The 18371-nt window shown below is 41.7% G+C and carries 13 protein-coding genes; 5 read left to right on the top strand and 8 right to left on the bottom strand.

From position 1 onward, the window contains the following. The coding region (locus tag QUA90_RS24255) for a hypothetical protein (RefSeq protein ID WP_333448163.1) at positions 1 to 258 on the top strand (258 nt) is incomplete at its 5' end. Between the two features lie 617 nt (positions 259 to 875). Here QUA90_RS24255 and QUA90_RS24250 read toward each other — a convergent pair. The 5 genes from QUA90_RS24250 to QUA90_RS24230 all read right to left on the bottom strand — a co-directional run bounded on the left by QUA90_RS24250 (position 876) and on the right by QUA90_RS24230 (position 12247). Then, positions 876 to 1193, bottom strand: a complete 318-nt coding sequence (locus QUA90_RS24250) for a helix-turn-helix domain-containing protein (RefSeq protein ID WP_228056889.1) — start codon at positions 1191 to 1193, stop codon at positions 876 to 878. Continuing rightward, positions 1162 to 1512, bottom strand: coding sequence for a hypothetical protein (locus QUA90_RS24245; protein WP_333448162.1), 351 nt, complete (start codon positions 1510 to 1512; stop codon positions 1162 to 1164). The genes QUA90_RS24250 and QUA90_RS24245 overlap by 32 nt, the downstream gene beginning before the upstream one ends. 132 nt (positions 1513 to 1644) lie before the next feature. Continuing rightward, positions 1645 to 4335, bottom strand: a complete 2691-nt coding sequence (locus QUA90_RS24240; RefSeq protein ID WP_194060231.1) for an SNF2-related protein — start codon at positions 4333 to 4335, stop codon at positions 1645 to 1647. A gap of 2 nt (positions 4336 to 4337) precedes the next feature. Beyond that, positions 4338 to 9851, bottom strand: a complete 5514-nt coding sequence (locus tag QUA90_RS24235) for a hypothetical protein (RefSeq protein ID WP_194060230.1) — start codon at positions 9849 to 9851, stop codon at positions 4338 to 4340. Next, positions 9848 to 12247 (bottom strand): sacsin N-terminal ATP-binding-like domain-containing protein, encoded by a 2400-nt coding sequence (locus QUA90_RS24230; RefSeq protein ID WP_333448161.1) that lies wholly within the window; start codon positions 12245 to 12247, stop codon positions 9848 to 9850. Before QUA90_RS24230 ends, QUA90_RS24235 begins: the two co-directional genes overlap by 4 nt. A 50-nt stretch (positions 12248 to 12297) precedes the next feature. Here QUA90_RS24230 and QUA90_RS30540 point away from each other — a divergent pair, with 50 nt between their 5' ends. Then, the gene (locus tag QUA90_RS30540) at positions 12298 to 12498 is read left to right on the top strand and encodes an LD-carboxypeptidase (protein ID WP_194060228.1); all 201 of its coding nucleotides are present in this window, start codon (positions 12298 to 12300) and stop codon (positions 12496 to 12498) included. 154 nt (positions 12499 to 12652) lie between these two features. On the opposite strand, the gene QUA90_RS24225 is transcribed toward QUA90_RS30540, so the two are convergent. Then, positions 12653 to 13018 carry a helix-turn-helix domain-containing protein gene (locus QUA90_RS24225; RefSeq protein WP_194060227.1) on the bottom strand — a complete coding sequence of 122 codons (366 nt, stop codon included), beginning with the start codon at positions 13016 to 13018 and terminating at the stop codon, positions 12653 to 12655. Positions 13019 to 13308: 290 nt separating this feature from the next. Between QUA90_RS24225 and QUA90_RS24220 the strand changes: the two genes are divergently transcribed. Next, the gene (locus QUA90_RS24220; protein WP_333448160.1) at positions 13309 to 16296 is read left to right on the top strand and encodes a DUF3987 domain-containing protein; all 2988 of its coding nucleotides are present in this window, start codon (positions 13309 to 13311) and stop codon (positions 16294 to 16296) included. Further along, entirely contained in the window at positions 16278 to 16553 is a 276-nt protein-coding gene (locus QUA90_RS24215) for a hypothetical protein (RefSeq protein ID WP_333448159.1), read from the top strand. The genes QUA90_RS24220 and QUA90_RS24215 overlap by 19 nt, the downstream gene beginning before the upstream one ends. A 426-nt stretch (positions 16554 to 16979) precedes the next feature. Here the strand turns inward: QUA90_RS24215 and QUA90_RS24210 are convergent, their stop codons facing one another. Beyond that, positions 16980 to 17132, bottom strand: a complete 153-nt coding sequence (locus QUA90_RS24210; RefSeq protein WP_333448158.1) for a hypothetical protein — start codon at positions 17130 to 17132, stop codon at positions 16980 to 16982. 6 nt (positions 17133 to 17138) lie between these two features. Here QUA90_RS24210 and QUA90_RS24205 point away from each other — a divergent pair, with 6 nt between their 5' ends. Then, positions 17139 to 17393, top strand: coding sequence for a hypothetical protein (locus QUA90_RS24205; protein WP_333448157.1), 255 nt, complete (start codon positions 17139 to 17141; stop codon positions 17391 to 17393). Between the two features lie 688 nt (positions 17394 to 18081). Here the strand turns inward: QUA90_RS24205 and QUA90_RS24200 are convergent. After that, positions 18082 to 18318: a hypothetical protein gene (locus QUA90_RS24200; protein ID WP_333448156.1), complete on the bottom strand. Its 237-nt coding sequence runs from the start codon at positions 18316 to 18318 to the stop codon at positions 18082 to 18084. Between the last annotated feature and the right edge of the window lie 53 nt (positions 18319 to 18371).

Below are 18371 nucleotides of genomic sequence, written 5' to 3'. Positions count from 1 at the left end.
ATAGTAGAGCTATGGCAAGAAATCCAAAAACTCAGCGCAACATTAGCCACCTACGAACCTTGCGCCAGAGCCATCTCTCAAAAAAACTCTTCAAAATTCCGAAGTATTGATAGAGAAGGAATATCTATTGCGCTCGCAAGCTATATTACTATTAGCCACATCTACGATTGCCCAGCTATCAATCAGAGCATATTTACTTATGCAATTGTAACTATCCGTACAAATGCGATCGCTTTAGAGCGTAAATCAACACTATGATAAAAAGTTGTAGTTAGTAGATGATCGGTAAAATATATAAAAAATTCTCCCAGCTATTAGTAGGTTCTGTCGCTGGGAGAAATCGCTGGAAAGTCGGTTTGTTCAACTAACGCAGGTATCTTGATTAATTCAAATTCAAACCTTCGCTGCATTCGCCGTTATTCTTTAGGCACAGTAGGCTTTGGTTGCATGTCAAAAATAATCACAAATGTGCGCGTTTTCACTAATCGCTTCAAAACCCGTAGATGATCGTCTGCATCGTTTCTCTTACGAAATCGTGCCACAATAACACGCTGACAATTAGGAAGCAGGCTAATGATACACCACGGGTGCAATTTTTCAGAGTAGGTCATTTTAGTACCTCAGCAGTAAAAGTAACAGATTTTGCTCTTGTTTCATTGCTTGCCAAGACAGTAATTGAATAATCTTGTCAAAGACAGGTCACGGTGATATTGATATTTGACAAGGTTTGTGCTAATACAAGCTCAAATTATCTTTTGATGCTGAAAAAGCTTGATGTATGGCAGCCACCAAAACTGTTTGAACAAGTCAGCAGTATATGATTGCGACAACGTATACAGTCGTTGCCCTAAACAGTCTTTCCGTTATACGCGCCATTAATCCAGGCTATTCTCTTCGCAAGGCGGACACAGGAAAGCCACCAATCCCTCTGGAATTTCCTCAAAATGCTCCAGCAGAAAATCCATTAAAGCCAAATGACGCAAATCGACAGCAGTAGGAAATCGGCGATTTTCCCCCTTTCTAAACCAACCCCGCACTGTAGAATCAGAACGAGAACAAATAAAAGCAATTTCCTCATAACTCACTCCCCACTTTGCATAAAACTGCCTCGGTGTCATTCGCAATTGGCATTCACTGTAAACTGCAATCAAATTGCGTTCTCTATCTGTCAAAGTCTGCTGCTTTTTTATCATCCTCAAACTTCTCCAAATCTTCCTCCCAGGCAGTATCAAACTGACACCACTTTGCACTCTTGGAATCAGGAGTAAGGCAAATGATGTAGCACCACATCCAACAACGCTGACGCTGTTCATAGTTGTAAAATTTGCCTATAACCATTCCTCTGTCACCTTCTTCACCAACATCAGTCCAGCGCACCCTAAAGCCGCACTCAAAGCGCGGGGGATGAATTTTGGCAAAACTTGCAGGCAACTCAGTTGAAGGTGGTATATCCTTCAACTGTTTTAGTGCCAGGGCCGAAATCAAATCTCGCTTTCCTTTTGAAATTGACATGAGTTCTTAAGTGTGCATCGACTGCAACAGATTTTTTTTGATAGGTTTTTAGGCCAATTTCTTGATAAAGAAATTGCAGCGCGATATTTCCTTAAATCAATCAATTGGAATCTCTAACTGAGCAACTAAAAACTAACCAGATGGAATAAGTACACTAATTGCTTGAATAGCTGGAATTTTGAAGGGGAGATCCAAATCATTTAGATGTTTCTCTAAAAATTGTTCTGCATCAATCAGTAATTGACAGATTTCAATTGAGCTTAGCTCAAAGTAATTAGAGAATTCAGGCAATTTCTTTAACTCAGGTAATTCGTTGAGTACCTTTATTAGTTCCCAGTCCTTTAAGATAGTTGCTGTTTTGGATAAATCTATACTTACTGCTGCAACAGCTTGCCGAATATTAGAATTTATTCCTGTCACGCGATCGATTATTAGAAAGATAAATAAGCTTTGTTTCAAACCAGGCAAGACACATACACAAGCAGAGAAACTCATAGCTTGTGATAAAGCTGCATCGAATAGCTTGTGACCAACACCAAGCAAGTGATGCGTAACATCTCCATCGCCTCGATAACGATTGAAGTGTACTCGATTGTACTCTTTTTGAATTGCTGGATCGACGCGCCAACTATCAGGTGTCAGGAATGAGAAACTTTCATCTATAAGTTTGACCCGACGTTTGTTGAGATACAGCATTGTCGATAAGAATGGTTGTAAATCGGGTAAATCTAATTGTGGAAGTGAGGGTGCAACTTGTTGAAAATCAAACTTATCGCAGCTACCAACAATTTCACGTACAGCAGCGATCGCATCTTTTCCACCGAATTGAGCCGTTTTGCGGTCAAACCACTGATTTAAATCCTCATGGTGTCTGTTGGCTTCGCTAAAAACTTCTCGAAATAATTTAGGTGATGTCATTCCTAGAACAAGTTGTAGCAAGTCTTCTGGTTCATCCATTACTTGCTGTAAAGACTGCATAATATTGTCAATTTTGCGATTTAGTTTATCCCAAATCAATGTTTCTACAGTCTGGGGATTGCGTAGCGTAATCACTTCAACCGCCAGTTTTTGCCCGTAACGATTCAATCGACCAACTCGTTGATGTAGACGCATGGGATTCCAAGGCAAATCTACATGAATGAGAGAATAACAATTCTCTTGCAGATCAATACCTTCACCACCGGCTTCAGTGGAAATCAGAAATCTGACTTTTCCCTTATTGAACTTTTCAGCAGCAGTTTCACGTTTCTCTCTCAAGCTAAAGACTTGACCCGATGTATTAATAACTCCCTCAGCCTGTTCGTCACCATTAATGAAAGTAACGCTATTTTCACCATATCGAGAAATCAGTGCAGACATCAGTAGAGATTGTGTCGCTTTGTACTCGGTAAAAAAAAGTACCTGACGGTCAACAAACTGATTGGCAACCACATCCAAAATTTTCTGGATTTTTGTTTCTTTTTTTAGAGTATTAGCTGCTTGTATCAATTCTTGTAGTCGAGGTTCTTCATCTTCCATAAGCCTAATAGACTCTGTAAGTTCTAGCATTTGCTCCTCTAACCTACTCATTTGGTCACTATTAAGATTTTCCTCATCTTCAAGGTCATTCAATTTTTGCTCGAATTCTCGTTTTTGGTGCTTGATTTTTTCCAGAGCCTTACGGTTGGCATCAATTCGTTTAAGACGACCTGACAATGCTTTTTGAATCGCTGCTACTGAGCTAGAAGCCAGCTTCTGCATACATATTAGAATTAGCATAACAGCTCGTTGGTTAAAATCATCGAGTCTGGAGGCATAAGCTTTTCCTGTGAGGATAAATTCAGTTAGCTTTTCGTAAAATAGAGATTCTTCGGGTGAGTATTCATAAATTTCTGAGCATACTTTGAGGGGCAAAAATAATTTATTTCCCTTCATGTCCGTGACAGATTGTTTATTGTTGCGAATCATAATACTTCGCAATAACTGTAATTGACTTTCTAAGGGTTTTTTGGGATCGAATAAATCTTCTCTAAGTAACTTCAGTAGGGAGAAAAATTCATAATTTTTGCCACGATGGGGCGTTCCTGAAAAGAAGACAACAGAACGTACTTGTTTGTGTTTATTGACTAACTTATCTATCAGGCTATATCCAAGAGTGGGACCGCTCTTTTCATCCGCATTGAGATGGTGCGCTTCATCAACAATAAGTAAGTCCCAAGGTTCTGTCTGGAATAGTCGATTGTGGCGATCTCGACTGTTTTTGCGGAGTGTAGGCAATGAAGCAATAACCTGATGGTGGGTATTCCAAAAATCACTTTTTGAGGTATCTGCTTCTGTTGTGTATCGCGTACAGCGAATATCAAACATCACTCGCAGACGGTATTGCCACTGTTCAACCAAAGAAGCAGGACAAACAATTAGAATGCGTTTGATTGCTCCTTTAGTCAATAATGTCCAGAGAATAAGGCCGGCTTCAATAGTTTTTCCGAGTCCTACGTCATCAGCAACCAGCCAACGAGTAGGAAGTTCTTGAACTACACGGCGACATACCCATAACTGATGAGGAAGTAGGGCAATACGTGCTAGAGAAAATATGCCCCAAACGTCATTTACTGAGCGTATAGCTAGCGCCTGCACGCGAGCGATGACTTCCAGGGGATTGTGCAATTCAGAAGAGTTGATGGCTTCCTGTAGCGAAAAGAGGCGGGTTACTTCCTCCTTTGGACACTCCTCCAATCCATGCTCAAATCGAACAATAACTGTAGTTTCTTCATCAGATCGTACTTGACCGATGCCGTGTTTGGGATGGGAGAGGCGATCGCCACACTTGAATGATTCCTGCATTTTTAGCTATCCTCTTCTTCGTTAAAGTCGTAATCTTCTTTTATAAAAATTTCATTTAAACTTAGATGCTTTGCTCTAGAACAATCTTCTGAATATAGTTCAAAGGGAATGTCGAAGGCGTTCTGAAACGTTGGGAAATTTGATACATCTAACTCATTGAAACGAGTACGCAAAAATCTATAAATATTTTTAGAGTTTTTATAACAAGGAGCATCTAGACCGTCACATCCAAGAAAGGTGAGCAGCTTTCTTACATTAGCTCGTGGTACAAAGCAATGAGGGATAACGTACTCATTGGCTTGCACAATGCCCAAGCGTACCAATTCTCTAACTACAAAATTTGCTCCAATACCAAGTGGTAGTCGTGGTGCATCAAATCCACCACCTTGGAAGATGGGACTGCTTCGTGGTGCAATAACACAGTCTAAGTCAAAGTCATTCTGGATCTTATCAACACTACAAAAAGAATCCATATAAGCATCTAAATAGCTGGCAATCCGATAAATGCTTGGGAACTTCTCCATCCAGTAATTCCATGTAGTGTGGTCTGAAAGAGACTCCGTGTAATCATTAAGTACATCCATCCATTCCGCAGGATGAGCTTGAGGATTGGATGTGGAAAAAGTTTCCCACCAACTTTTCTGTAAACAAAGTTTTATAAACTCTTTATGTTGTTCGTGTTTTGTACGTCCCATCCTATGAGTTGTACCCAGGAAGAATAGCATCAGCCATGCACCGCGATCGCGTTCTTCTAGCTTCTGTTTCAGTTCATCAATCTTGATAGGATACAAGCGATCGTTATATTTAGAAATTTCAGTAATATGGTTAGTTTTCCACCAACCATAAATGTTTTTTAGAATTTTATTTATATTGGACTCTGTATTTTCTAGGATAATTTCTGAGCCAATTTCTAAATTTTCTCGTTGTGACCATTCATTGGTAAAATCAGCCCAAGAAAATTTACTCTTGATTGTTCGTTCAACTTGTTCTTGTTGAGAGTTAACCTTGAGAATTTCTTGAATGCCTTGATCGTTCTCCATCCAGGTTGGAGCGATGCTGTTTCGTAGCTCACTTGCAAAAGTTTGTCTCCGATCGCCGAATAATAAGTATTCACGCACAGCTTGTTTTTTAGCATCGGTGTCAGCGGCGATCGCCCAGTGTACCATCTCATTAAGCTCGACAGTTTCTCGTTGCTTGCGGCAAGCCTGGAAAAACTCAAGGCTGTTTTCCACATAATAATTTCTATGTAGCAAGCGATCATTTGGAGCAAATGCAGCAAGTAAACTCTCTTCCTCTCGATTTGTCCTCTTTATTAGCAGTCTTGAGGCTGTAATATATTGTTTGTTATCTTCTGTGCTATCTTCACTTTCAAAGCAGATATTGTTTAGTTCGGATTTGATGCGATCGCATTCCTCACGCTGCAATATCGGTAGATTTTTCACAAAATCAGATGTGACTATTCCGCTTAATGCAAATGCTGAATTAGGCGAAATCTTCTTATTTCCTAGCTCCCAAGCGAGCACGTCAGCAAAACACAACTTTTTCGGGCTGGTAGGACTTGTTCCAATTAATTTTTCAACGTATTGCCAGATCGTGTTGTGAACAGCGCATTTAGATGGACAATTTTCCTGAAAGCTTTGCCAGCTTACAACTTTTTCAAAGTATTCTTTTTTACTAAGAAGGCCTTCAATAATATAGTTGATATTTCTTAGTAGGATTAATTCACGATAGTGTCCATACAAGCCATTGGGTAGTGCTGCATGACTTGAAATTAGATAACCTATACTGCAATTTTTACCCCCAAGTGTAGTCTGAACGATCTGCATTATAGTCTGATCGCCACTTTTCTTTAACCAATCCACTACTAGCACATTCCAAAGAAATTCCCAGAACCCATATTCATCTTCGTGCTTTAGTTTGAGACTTTGACGCAGTGTTTCCCAATTACCCTGTGACTTATTGAAGAGTTCGCCAAGTTTTTCACCCAAACCCTCACCAATAGCTTTGGCAAGCTTCTGGTTGTGTATGGAATTGCGATCTAGGCTAGTGCGTCCTGTTGTCACATCGAACTTAGCATTGATAACAAAGCTTAAGCCCAATTTTTCTTTTGTGGGAGCAGTTACCCAGAATGTGGGAAAGTCTGATAAAGGCGAACTTTTAGAGGATAAGTTTTCTGGTAACACGATCGCAAAGGACGCCTCTTGAACCGCAAAGGACGCATTTTGAATGCGAAAACACAACAATTTGTGAGTGACCCACTCTTGTCCACTTTGTTTTACTTGTAGAATCTTTACTTGCCCGAACTCAATCCCTGAAATGCCGAGTAAATTTTTTGATGTTGGATTCCATGTCAAGGATTCCTTGGGAGAGGATAGCCCAATCAGCTTGCAAGTTTTAATAAATTTGGCAAAGACAAGGAGCAACCCTACTTTACTCTCAAACTCATTCACAACATCATTAACATTGGTATTCGTCTCTGGATCAATTTCCAAGTGGATTAGTGTACCATCGGTGATATCTGGAGAAGGTTGTTCGCTTTTTAGTCGGTTGCGGAGCCTTTGTAAAAGATCCCAGTCTTCTTGTTCGCGATCACATCTGGGTAAGACAAGGGGGAGTAACCCAGCTTGAACAGCAAAGTTCAAATTTCCACTAATGACTTTTGGTTCTTTAGAAATTAAATGAACAGTTTTGAATCCAAGTCCAAACTTACCTGTTTCACATTCTGATTTATCAGAAACATTGAAAGACAACATTTTGAGGAGATCCTGATCAAAACCCTCTCCTTCAAAGTTTTTGTTACGAGCATCTGGATGAATGAAAAGATTGATCGCTCTTCCCCAGTGCATTAAGGTTAAGCTATCACTATCCCATTCAAGAACATAGTGCTGCCTATTCACATCAATATTACCTAATATTCGCTTTAATTCTACAAGCGAATCATCTGCATTTTGAAACAACTCAAAAGGGATGCTCCCCACATTATACCCATACTGTCCTTGACCTATCTTTTTCCGAACTGCGTCTAAAATATCTTTTTTAACAGTTTCATCCGTTTCTACCAAACTTTTAATTTTGTTTATAGAATCATTAATCTGATTCAGAAAAATTATATTTTTGTGATGGTGACCTGGCTCGTCTAAGTAATAGTCTAATTTTCGCCCATCAGCTAGACACTTAGTTATTTGTTGATTTTTCACTCCTAATGTTGCCAAAATATGAGGTAAATTTTTTAAAAGATAATTTCTGGTAAATAAAATATCTCTTTGTGTGGAATTATAAATATCTTTCCAGATTTCATCAAGTGATTCATTATTGGTTTGAGTTTCCATCCGTTTTAGAAAAAATTTCGCAGATTCCAAAAGCATTTCGGAAAGACCATCTGAAAGACATTTTTCTGGTCGGAAATTAATTAATGTGATCTGCGTTATATTTTTGTTTAGTTCGCCTATAAAAAGATTAGTTAATCTATCTTGAGTTAAATTTTTAACATTAAATCTGCTTCCTAAAAGGCTGGTTATTTGTAAGGTTTCATCATGTTGTATGGAGATGCTAAAGTTCCTCTCTTTAAATACATTACTCCAAAGCAAACGATTTCTTAGGTTATCAAAATTCCGTTTTCGTAAATAATATGTAGCAAGTTTTTCAATCTCTGGATCTGTACCAGCAAGCAAACATAGAAAACCACCAATTGCTTCAGAAGGAATATAGGAAAGCCAAGGACGAAAGTAATCTTCCAGTAGTTTAGCGTTACTCTTAGGAGTATCGTCAACAGAGCTGGTTACATCTTGAACAGAACTACTTCTAGGTAATGATGGAAAATTTTTATTCGCTGAGGAATTATCTAACCAGGACGTTAAGATTTCTCGCTGATCCTCTCTCAATATCCATTCTCCATCAATACCAGTATATTTCTTAGCATCACAAAGTTCATTAGGTGATTTCCATCTACCACACTGATTGAGTAGTTTAATATTAGGCAAAATTTCTTGTCCAAGCTTTTGTAAGTCAGGACAGGCAAGTCGTAAATATTGGTTATAGATAGCGATCGCATCTTCTGAAAGAGTTTCATAAGTCTTGGCTAGCCACTGAAAAATTTTGACTAAGCGTTCGCTGCCAATTGGCTCCAAAGCCTGTGGTAAAATGTACTTTTGAAAAGCTTCTTTGGATATTTTTTGTGCCAGTCCCAAAACAGGTAGACCCTCAAAAGTGTTGAAAACATCTAAAAACTTATCTAAAGCAAATTCTTCTGGATTAAATTTACCGATATAATATTCGTCAAGATAGTAAATTGCGTAACCAAGTGCTTTAATTGCACGCTCATCTGTAAGAAATAAACTTTGTAATTCTGATGATAAACTACAAAAACTAATGTCATCTTTGACCATTTCGGGCGTGACATAATCCCAAGGCTCTACTTGCTCTAAAATCTCTTTTATTTTATTATGCAACGGAGGAAAATAAATTATTCTTTCTGGCTTAATAGCTCGGTTATTACAATCTACCATCCATGCTTTATCATTCAATATTTGAAGATTATCCTTCCCAATTGTTTGCCTTCTTTTAACTAAAACTTTCAATGTCTTGATAATAAACTCACAATGGTTTGAAGGATTAGCTGTTTCCTTAAGCAAGAATTGCAAGATTTTAGTCTCATGCTTCCATTCAGTACACACTTTTGCAAGAGATTGAACATTATTTTGAACCAGACTTGAAAGCATAGATAAGCTGACATATTTGCTGTTCTTTTCAGCACGAAACACTTCTTCTAACCCCTCTTCTAGCTTTTCTGATAAGTGTGAGGGTAGAAGAACGACATTTTCTGGAGCAATTACACCCTCTCGATCTAAAGGAAGCCATTCGCTTCGTTCCAATTTTAATAGCAAATCTTTATCAGCCTGATGTAGAAGATTCAGCAGCATTGTACAGAAACGTTGTGGCTGCGGCTGGTTAAGAGCAACAGCGATCGCTCTTTGGGGTGTCCACTCAGCAATCCACCCACGTTCTAAAGCCCGTTTTTGTTGTTGAGTATCACTACGCTTAATAAGTGTAATAATACCTTGAAAATTTTTATCGAAATCAAAGTTAGGGTTTTCCAGATAGGTTTTACCATCTATAGAAATAAAATTACCATCAACAGTTTCATGCAGTGCTAGCCCTTGCCATAGTTGTTGGCGATCCTGCTCATCTAGACAAATTTCTTTTAAAATTTCTTCTCTTTCGTCCGAGTTAAAGTCACTTACAGTAATTAACCTGGGCGATGATAATTCAGCAATAATATTTCTAGGGTTAATTGCTTTGATATTTAGCGTATCACACAGCCAAGGTGGTAGATACTTAGCAAGTTTAGTTGGAATAATACGCCACGGTGGTAACACTTTGCAGGCGACATTTTGCCATAATTCACGATTTTTCTCTGAGGTGATAATGTATAGAGTCTCCTCGTTTTTATACTGGTCTCTGTTTCCATGCAACAAAAAGCGCAGTTCATAAAAATCTTTGTGTGTGGTCCAATTCATGACAATAGCCTCTCTAACAAGTTTGTACGATTCTCTACTTCGGATAACTCTGGTTTTTGCTGAAGTACACTCAGACAAGCCGAGCGATCGCAATTTTTAACCTCTTCTTGCAACAGCTTGTTTGCAATCACTTCGTCCACTAAAACGAGTGTTTGCTCTCTCAGGGCAATTTGGATATCTGTAGAAAATTCCCGATTTTTTGATGAATCTTTAAATAGTAATCCTTGTTTCTGTAGCCCTACAATTTTTATATAGGAATAAAAAACCTTACAATTGCTGCGACAGTTAAATCCGGGAACCAACTTTAAATTATTAACGGCTTGTCGAAATTTAGGTATTTCTACAGAAGGAATAGCCTCAACTACCTGCTGTATTAACTGTTTACTTTGTTGAAGGTTCCTTTCTCGATAATTTATTAGGTGAGGAATTAACAATTCTGCATCATTTCCAGAGATTTTAGGGCTAGACTTACTTGGCGGAGCGAACTTCTGGGGAATGAGGAGAATATCAAGATGTTCCCTGGATAAATCTTGAAATAATTGTGAGTCGCAACACTTAAGTTCAAACCAGTTGCATTCATCAAGGAGAGCGATCGCCTTACGAACTGAATCCCCCATCGCTTCAGTTGGTATTCCGGTTTCTTGAAAAACTTTCTGAAGAAACTGTCTCCACGTTTTCTGAAGTTGATAACTCAATTCCTTTGATGGAGACTTCAGAAGTTCAATAAAGAAGTTAATAACATTTGAATCCGTAAATACTTTTCCATAATCAAAAGGAGGAGCAAAAATACGAATAATATCGTTATCTTGCCAAGAATTTAAGCGTTTGGAAAGAATCAAATTAGGAGAGTTATCTTGAATTAAATACACTTCACGAGCAATATCTTCAAAATTTGATGCAATTTCCCAAACTGGTTCAGGTATTTTAGGTATTTTTAAAATGCGCTTTTCTTCCTGTGAAGGGCTGATTGTCCATTGTGAAGATTTTCTGTCTACTTGATATACAAATTGCCATTTACTACAAATACTCTCCTTATTATTTTTGAAGAGGTTAGAATTCTTGAGTGCCTGACAAACAGAAGTAATATCTGACTCAGGTAAATTTTTCAGTTCTGGTATCACTTCTGCCAATAATTTCTCGTAAAGAGCCGAATTCCACTCTTTTTTGAGTAGACTATCTCCATCATCTCCCTCAACTTTTTGGCTATTGATTCTATAATCTTCTGCATTCCAACCAAGAATTCCCGTCCGAGCAAAATCAACAAGGAAATATCCGTGTAACGTCAAGCAGTAGCTTCGTGACGATTTTCCAGAAATATCCAAATCTGAAGGGGAACCAATTGGAAGAAAAACAGCATTCCGTATAGTCAAAGTAGATTGTTTTTCTGGAGATGTCCTCCAGTGGCTAAGAACCACAGCAATGTGAGGTTTAATATGCTTGAACTTGCTCGGAAAGTTAGGTCTCGAAAGAATATCATTAAAAGTAGGAGTGTCCAGAATAAGTTCTTTTGCTGAAAAGTTGAACTCAATTTTAGATTCACTACTAATGGTGATATTTCCTTTAAAGGAATGTGGCTCTAAAAGTTGATTTTGTTGAGATAAGGATGAGTAGCGGCGATCGCTAGCACCAATTGATATAGAAAACTTTTCTTGTTCTAAACTTCTTGACCAGTAACGAACAGTCTGCAAAGAGTGGAGCAGAGGTAAAAGTAATGCAAATTCTTGTTTGGTAGTTTCTTCGTCTAAGAAGCTAGGAGAAATGTTGCCGAAAAAGTCGTCATCTGAGTATTTAATATGACCTAGCGGGATACCATCTTCTTCGGACTTTTGTGTACTATGGGTACGCTGTCTAAGCGGAATCCAAAGAATAAACCATTCCGAGCTATATTCTTCACGATTAAGAAGAGGTTTCAGCAATGCTTGAATTTTCTTGCAGTCATCCTGAGAAAAATTATCCCATCCTTCATGATAGTGATCTCCATCTTGTTCTGCCCAAGGATTAAAGATATCAAATCGTCGTGGTTTTTTTGCGTTTTCTATTTCAGGGCTAATGTAAAAAAATGCTTCGCATAGGTGAAACACACTCTTCAATCCAAGTCCAAACTTTCCAATCGTGTTCTCCTGGTTAGGTTTACTGCTTCCTCCAAGAATGAATCGAATTGATCTGGCATTTTCCTCAGTAAATTTGCCGTTATCCAATACGAATAAGGCTGGAGATTTCAGGAGAGGATGATTCGCCTCTGGTATACCATCAATCCATCCATAATCAAAATAGGTAGAGCCTGCATCCTCAGCATTCTGAATTAATTCTTTGAGAATTGGAAAGCCAAGCTTATAGCTCTTGAGAAGATTTTCTCTGAGATATTCTATATCCCCTAAAGGATGATGTTCAGCCATATAGTAAATGGGTTTGATAACAACGATTAGATAATTCGTAGTGTTGAGCTTTGTCTACCGTAAGATTTCAGGCTAGTGAAATACTCCCACATATAGACTACCAACTAATTGCTAGGTATTTGAAACCTTTTATTGGCATGAGTGACATTACCACTCTCTGCTGGCATCTTTGGCAAAAGGCTAATATCCCGACCTTTTATGGTCTAAATTTGCGCCATTTTGCTGAAGATACACCACTATCCAAGTTGTGATGGTACTTTTAGTTGATAAATAACTACTTTTTGTTGTTATATTTGGGTAAAATAAGTAGTAAAATTAATTCCCGACCGCATTAAAGGTTAATTTTCCCCGCCTAAAATTATTAAAAATTTGGCGCTACATCTATTATCTTAGAGTGCTACCATTTTAGCGATGGAACTCCATCAACGCACTTGTTGCATAAATTGATGGATGGTCAACTGATTTCCAGCAACGCGCGATCGCCATCAACAATTCAGGAATATCCTCAGCAGAAATCTCCTTAATTGCATTCTCCACACCCGCTCCTTCCACCAGCTCCCCAGCTACCAGCGAACAAAAATGTTTGCGTGCTCCCGGAGCAATCTTCTGCATCGCCTGCAACAGGTTGTCGAGCATCTCGTCCGTTACACCCTTCTTGCCGTGTCTAAACTGCGACACAAGACTCTCGCTGACCCCAGCAACTCCAGCTAGGGCTTTGCCACTGATGTCATAACGTTTCAACGTATTGTGGAAGGCTTCATAAATCAGCATTAAGATTTGTCACCTTAATTCACTGTGGGTGAATCTAGATTTACTATTGGTAAATGATTGGGGTCAAAATGGAGGTTTTTGATGAAGACTGACCTGCATCCACAGCTGCATAAAGCTTTTTGGCTGGGGAGGCAAAATTGGATGCTATTTAACTTTAGCAAAATTAGGAGGTTTGCCAACACAGATTGCCAAATTTTTAGCAAAAACTTCTCGGTAACCCGGAGCCGGCACTTGGAAGATGTCAAAACAGGCATCGCCCAATTCCTCTCATATCGCTTGGGAGTGCGCCGATGAGCGACATTAATCAGGCTCCCCAAACGCTCGCCCAGACAATCGACTGGCTCCACAATTGCTTGGGCCGACCTGCGCTGCCGGAATGTCCCAAGGAATGCGAAAGGGACTGCGACGTTCCCGGAGGCAAAGCGCCTGCTTGGATAAACCAGAAAGGAAAAGCAGTCAAAGTCAGTTGGAAACCCTATCAAAACCAATTGCCAACTCAGGCAAACTTAACGAAGTGGTTCGCCCGCACCACTGGCATCGGCACTCTCGGCGGCGGACCTAATGCACATGGTCACTACATCGCCTTTGTCGATCTAGATCGCAAAGAAAAAGTCTTCTCCTCGCCACAAGCTTTTGAGGCGCGCCTTGAACAGTGGTTCAACGACTACCCCCTCCTGAATGTCGCCCCTCGATTTCGCACCCCTTCGGGCGGATACCGAGTCATCCTCGCCTTCACAGAAGAACCAGATTGGACAGCCTTCAGCCTAGATCGAGACAGGTCCCGAATGGGCGAACTGCTTGCCCGAAACGGCGGTCACACCCTGCTGCCCCCTACTGTCGGCGCGAACGGCATCCCATACCACTGGGAATATTTTGTTGCATATCCGCCTACAGTTGCCAAACCGGAAGATGTTGGTATTTACCCAACACGGCAACAGCACCCGTCTATTCCTGCCAACACCTCGCCCCGTTCTGCAGGAAGTTACGTCCCCGGCGCAATTCGCCTAGAAGACCTCCTCTCCCACCGCGCCAAAGACATTCTGACAGGTGGTGCCAAAACAGGCGATCGCTCCGACGCCCTGACCGCTCTCGCCTCCGAATGCTACGGCTGGGAAGAGTTCTGCCACCGCTACAGTATCTCCTACTCCGGCACCACTGAAATCTTAGCCGAGTACGCCTGGGGGCAAATGGAAGACAGCAGCCGAGATCCCTACAAATGGCAGCGCATCCTCAAAACCATTAGCCCCTCCGCTTGCCAAACCGCCGCCGAATATCACAGCGGAGACTCTGAAAATTGCTGGAAAAAGATTTACCGGCTGGATCGAGAAACCTTCCAGGCTTCATGCCCCCCTCACATTAAAGACAGGATTTTAGGAGAATGGGGTATCGACAAGCGCCCCAGGGCATCACTGACAGCGAGCCAGCAGCAGCTCAACTCTCAAAAGTTACAAGCAGATGATGTAGCGTCAGAGAGCATCCCGCCAAACAACGGTCAGGTTACAGATAATTTTTACCCGCCGGATTCTGACAGTAAAGAGAAAGAAAACCTGCTCCTGAAATATATCGATCGGCTCCTCGAACGGGGCAACATTCCCCTGTCAGAACGAAGATCCGAGTGCGCCCAAATCGCTCAAGCTTTGGAACTCGACCCCAAATACGTCGAACAAATCGTTTTAACCCGACTGCAAGAATGGCAGTTCGCAGAAGTCGAAAGCGAAAAAACCCTTATTGAAGATTTAGTTAGCAAGCGCAAGCAGAGTCTCGACTTGCACCAAATTTTACCGCCTGAAATTGCCTGCATCCTGGCACAAATCGCTGCTGCAATGCCCACCAGCGCCGAACACCTGATGACAGTAGGTTGGTCAACCTTCGGCTGCGCGATCGGCACGGCCGCTGAAGTTGTTGCTTGGCCTGGATTCAGACAAAAGTCCTGCGTGCTGTGGACAATCAGCACCGCCCGGTCGGGGAAGCTCAAAAGTCAAACTCAAGAAGTTATGGTCAATCCCATCCGGCTCTTGCAGCAGGATGCTAACAGCGAATACTGCATTGCCCTCAAAAGCTACAAAGAAGCACAAAAAGCCACCCAGCAAAATCGAGACCCTGACAGCCCGCCAGAAGAACTCCCGCCCCCACCCGTTCCCCGCGAGTATTGGGTCGAACACATCACCGTAGAAGCCCTAATCCGCACCATCAACGAAAATCCGCGCGGCTTCCTCGTCCACCGCGACGAAATCGACGGCTTCTTCAAAGCCCTCAACAAATATCGGGCTGGCAAGGGGGACGACGAAGCTTTTTACCTCACCCTCAACAACGGCGGCGGTCCCAAAGTCATCCTCATTGACCGCGATCGCCGAGTCGAGGTGGAGAGGTCGTGCGTCCCCATCACCGGCACCATCCAGCGCAAGACGCTCGACGAAGAGATGACGCCCCGCAAAATTTCCAGCGGCTGGATGGCCCGGTGGGTAATCTGCTTGGCCCAGATGCCCAAACGCCGGCGGACGCGACTGCCCTACCCCGACATTGACGCCTTTCTCAAAGACATCTACCACAAACTTTCCGTCCTCAAAATGCACTATCGTCCCGTTCAAAATGAGGAAACAGGCGAAGTGCTCAAAGATGAAACGAACCGCACTGTTTACCAGGGTTTTCCGATCACTTACCACCTCAGCGACTCGGCTGCCGACTACTACGAACAGCACTTTTTCAACCCGATGGTCGAGCGCGAAGAAGCTGAACTGAATGAAGGCTTCCAGCTAGCCATGTCCAAGTGGAGTGGGTACTGCCTGCGGATTGCCCTCATCCTGCATTGCTTGCACGAAATCTGCAAGTTGAAAAACCTGGACGGCACCCTCAAAACTTACTTGCAGTTGAAAGAAGAGTGGAAGCTCTCAGGCAGGGAACATTCCGAGAAGCCTTTTGAGATTGAAATCCCTACCTTGATTGGGGCCGACATCATTCAAAAGGCGATCGCCACCAGCTACTTCTACATCAACCAGGCTGAAGTGCTTTACAAAGGGCAGCAGCAAGATGAGGACGATACAGTCCCGGTCATCCAGAAACTGATTCAGAAATCAGAAGAGTTGCGGGACACGGTTGCTGAAGGTTGGATCAGCACCCGTGAAGCATACCGCAACTGTCGCGAACTCGTTGCAGGAGCTAAACTGCGCCAGATGTCGAACACGGACTTTACGGCTGCGGTCTTCAACCAAATGGTTTCGATGAACCTCGGTGAAACAAAAAAGGTCGGCAAGTCTTTCAAGTGGCGGATTCTAAGATAATTGTTGCTCGGCCACGTTTTGGCGGTTATATCATTTCCGAAAAACCCTGCTACAAACACGAGCGTTGGGTTGATTCGCAAGTCAAAGCCAACAAAAAAGTTGCTACTGTTGCAGAATTTTTCGGAAATGGTATTAGTTGCAAGCCCGCAGAGCGATCGCGCGAACCGAGTTGCAAGTGCAGTCCAGGGTATTTGTGGCAACTTGCAAAAAATGCCGTCCTCCGACAGCAGCGATTCTTCCAAAGTCTTCCAGAGTAAGCCATTACGTTATCAATAATGACAGTTGTGACGATTCTCAACCGTCATTGACGATCGCGCTTCCTGCCTGGAGCGCTCTACACGGTGGGGCTGCTCGTACCGGAGTCAGAATCGTCAAAACCAGGCAGGGCATTCCTCAAACCGCATGATAGAAATCTGACCTTAGCGGGTATTTGCACTTCAATCGTCAAAACCAGGTAGCGCATCCCTCTTGCCTTATATGGGGTGAGTCGTGGTCAAAAATTTTGTAAAAAATCACCAATGATTCTTAAAAGCTGAAACCTTTACAGAGAGAACAGTTCACTATAATTGTCTTGCACGTTGGGCGAAATTTGTAACTGTTGGCAGCCAGGGCTAAAGCTGAGCATTGAAACCTTCGTCTGTTGCCTCAAGAAAGAAGCTGTGTTGGGAGAAGAGCGGAAGAAACTAAATAAAGTCCAGTCGGTTGTGGGCGATCACAATTGTCACCGGATACCTAATTACCGCTAGTTTAAAAATTGCGTTGACGATTTGACGATAGTTTGAAACTCCCACAGAACAAGCTGTTCCCTCGTCAATAACAGCTTCGACGATTTTCAATCGTCATTGACGATTCCTCAGCACATCCCAAGAGATTTACGATCGCCCGCAGGTGAGCATACTGGTAACAGCGGCAACCTACAAACTGCTAGTTCGGCAAGCTGGACTCGTCAAGCAATCGTCAGAATCATAGAAAACTCCAAGTACACCTATTTTTGTGTTGACGATTTGACGATTCCCTATAACTGTTACCCCGTAAGCACTTCAGTCGTCAATAACAGCTTTGACGATTCAGAATCGTCATTGACGATTCACTGCTGACGTTACTCACGGTAATTACATCAAGCACCATATAGCACCATATATGGTGTGGTGTCCTATTTTTGTGTTGACGATTTGACGATTCCCTATAACTGTTACCCCGTAAGCACTTCAATCGTCAGTAATAGCTTTGACGATTCAGAATCGTCATTGACGATTCATTGTTGATCTTACTCGCGGGACTTACAAAAAACGGTATATATAGTGTTTTAGTAAATTAAAGTCTACATTAAATAACTATATATAGAGTAACTGCGTAAGTCCTGCTCATTCGCTTACATCGAGTTCATGTGATAGTGGCAGTTCGCTTGTCCACCAGAGGTTGTCAAGCAATCGTCAGAATCGTCAAAAACTCGCAGTACATTCCCACAGCCCTTGCAGAGAAAGCGTTTATCGAGAATCGTCAAAAATAATGTCAATAATCGTCAATAAAAGCTAGAAGCTGAAAGCTTTATAAATAGAAGAGTTTAGGAGAATCGTCAAATCGTCAAAGAAAATTTCTTTTTTAGTCGCGCTCTGGTTCACGGCTTGACACTGAATCCCAACCCCTTTGTAGAAGCTGTGTTAGGAGAAAAGCGGAAAATGCTGGGGTGCAAGTTGGTTGTGGACGATCGCGACGGACTATCCGGCATCTAATTTACTGCTAATTTAAAAATTGCATTGACGATTTGACGATAGTTTGAAACTCTTACACATCAAGCAGTTCCCCCGTCAATAGCAGCTTTGACGATTGAAAATCGTCATTGACGATTCCCCAGCCACATCCCAATAAATTCACGATCGCCCGCTCCCGCGATAACAAGGACAATCGGCTTCCCTGCCAGCTTGATAGGGCGATGGGCGTCAAGCAATCGTCAAAATCGTCAAAAATTTGCAGTATATCCCCAAAATCCATGCTGAAAAAGCGTTTGGGGAGAATCGTCAAAAACAATGTCAATAATCGTCAATGAAAGTTAGAAGCTGAAAGCCTTATAAATA

The sequence above is a fragment of the Microcoleus sp. D3_18_C4 genome (genome assembly GCF_036702355.1).
GTDB lineage: Bacteria > Cyanobacteriota > Cyanobacteriia > Cyanobacteriales > Microcoleaceae > Microcoleus.
The sequence above is the reverse complement of the archived record's forward strand: the minus strand, read 5'-3'. Positions and strand labels throughout refer to the sequence as shown.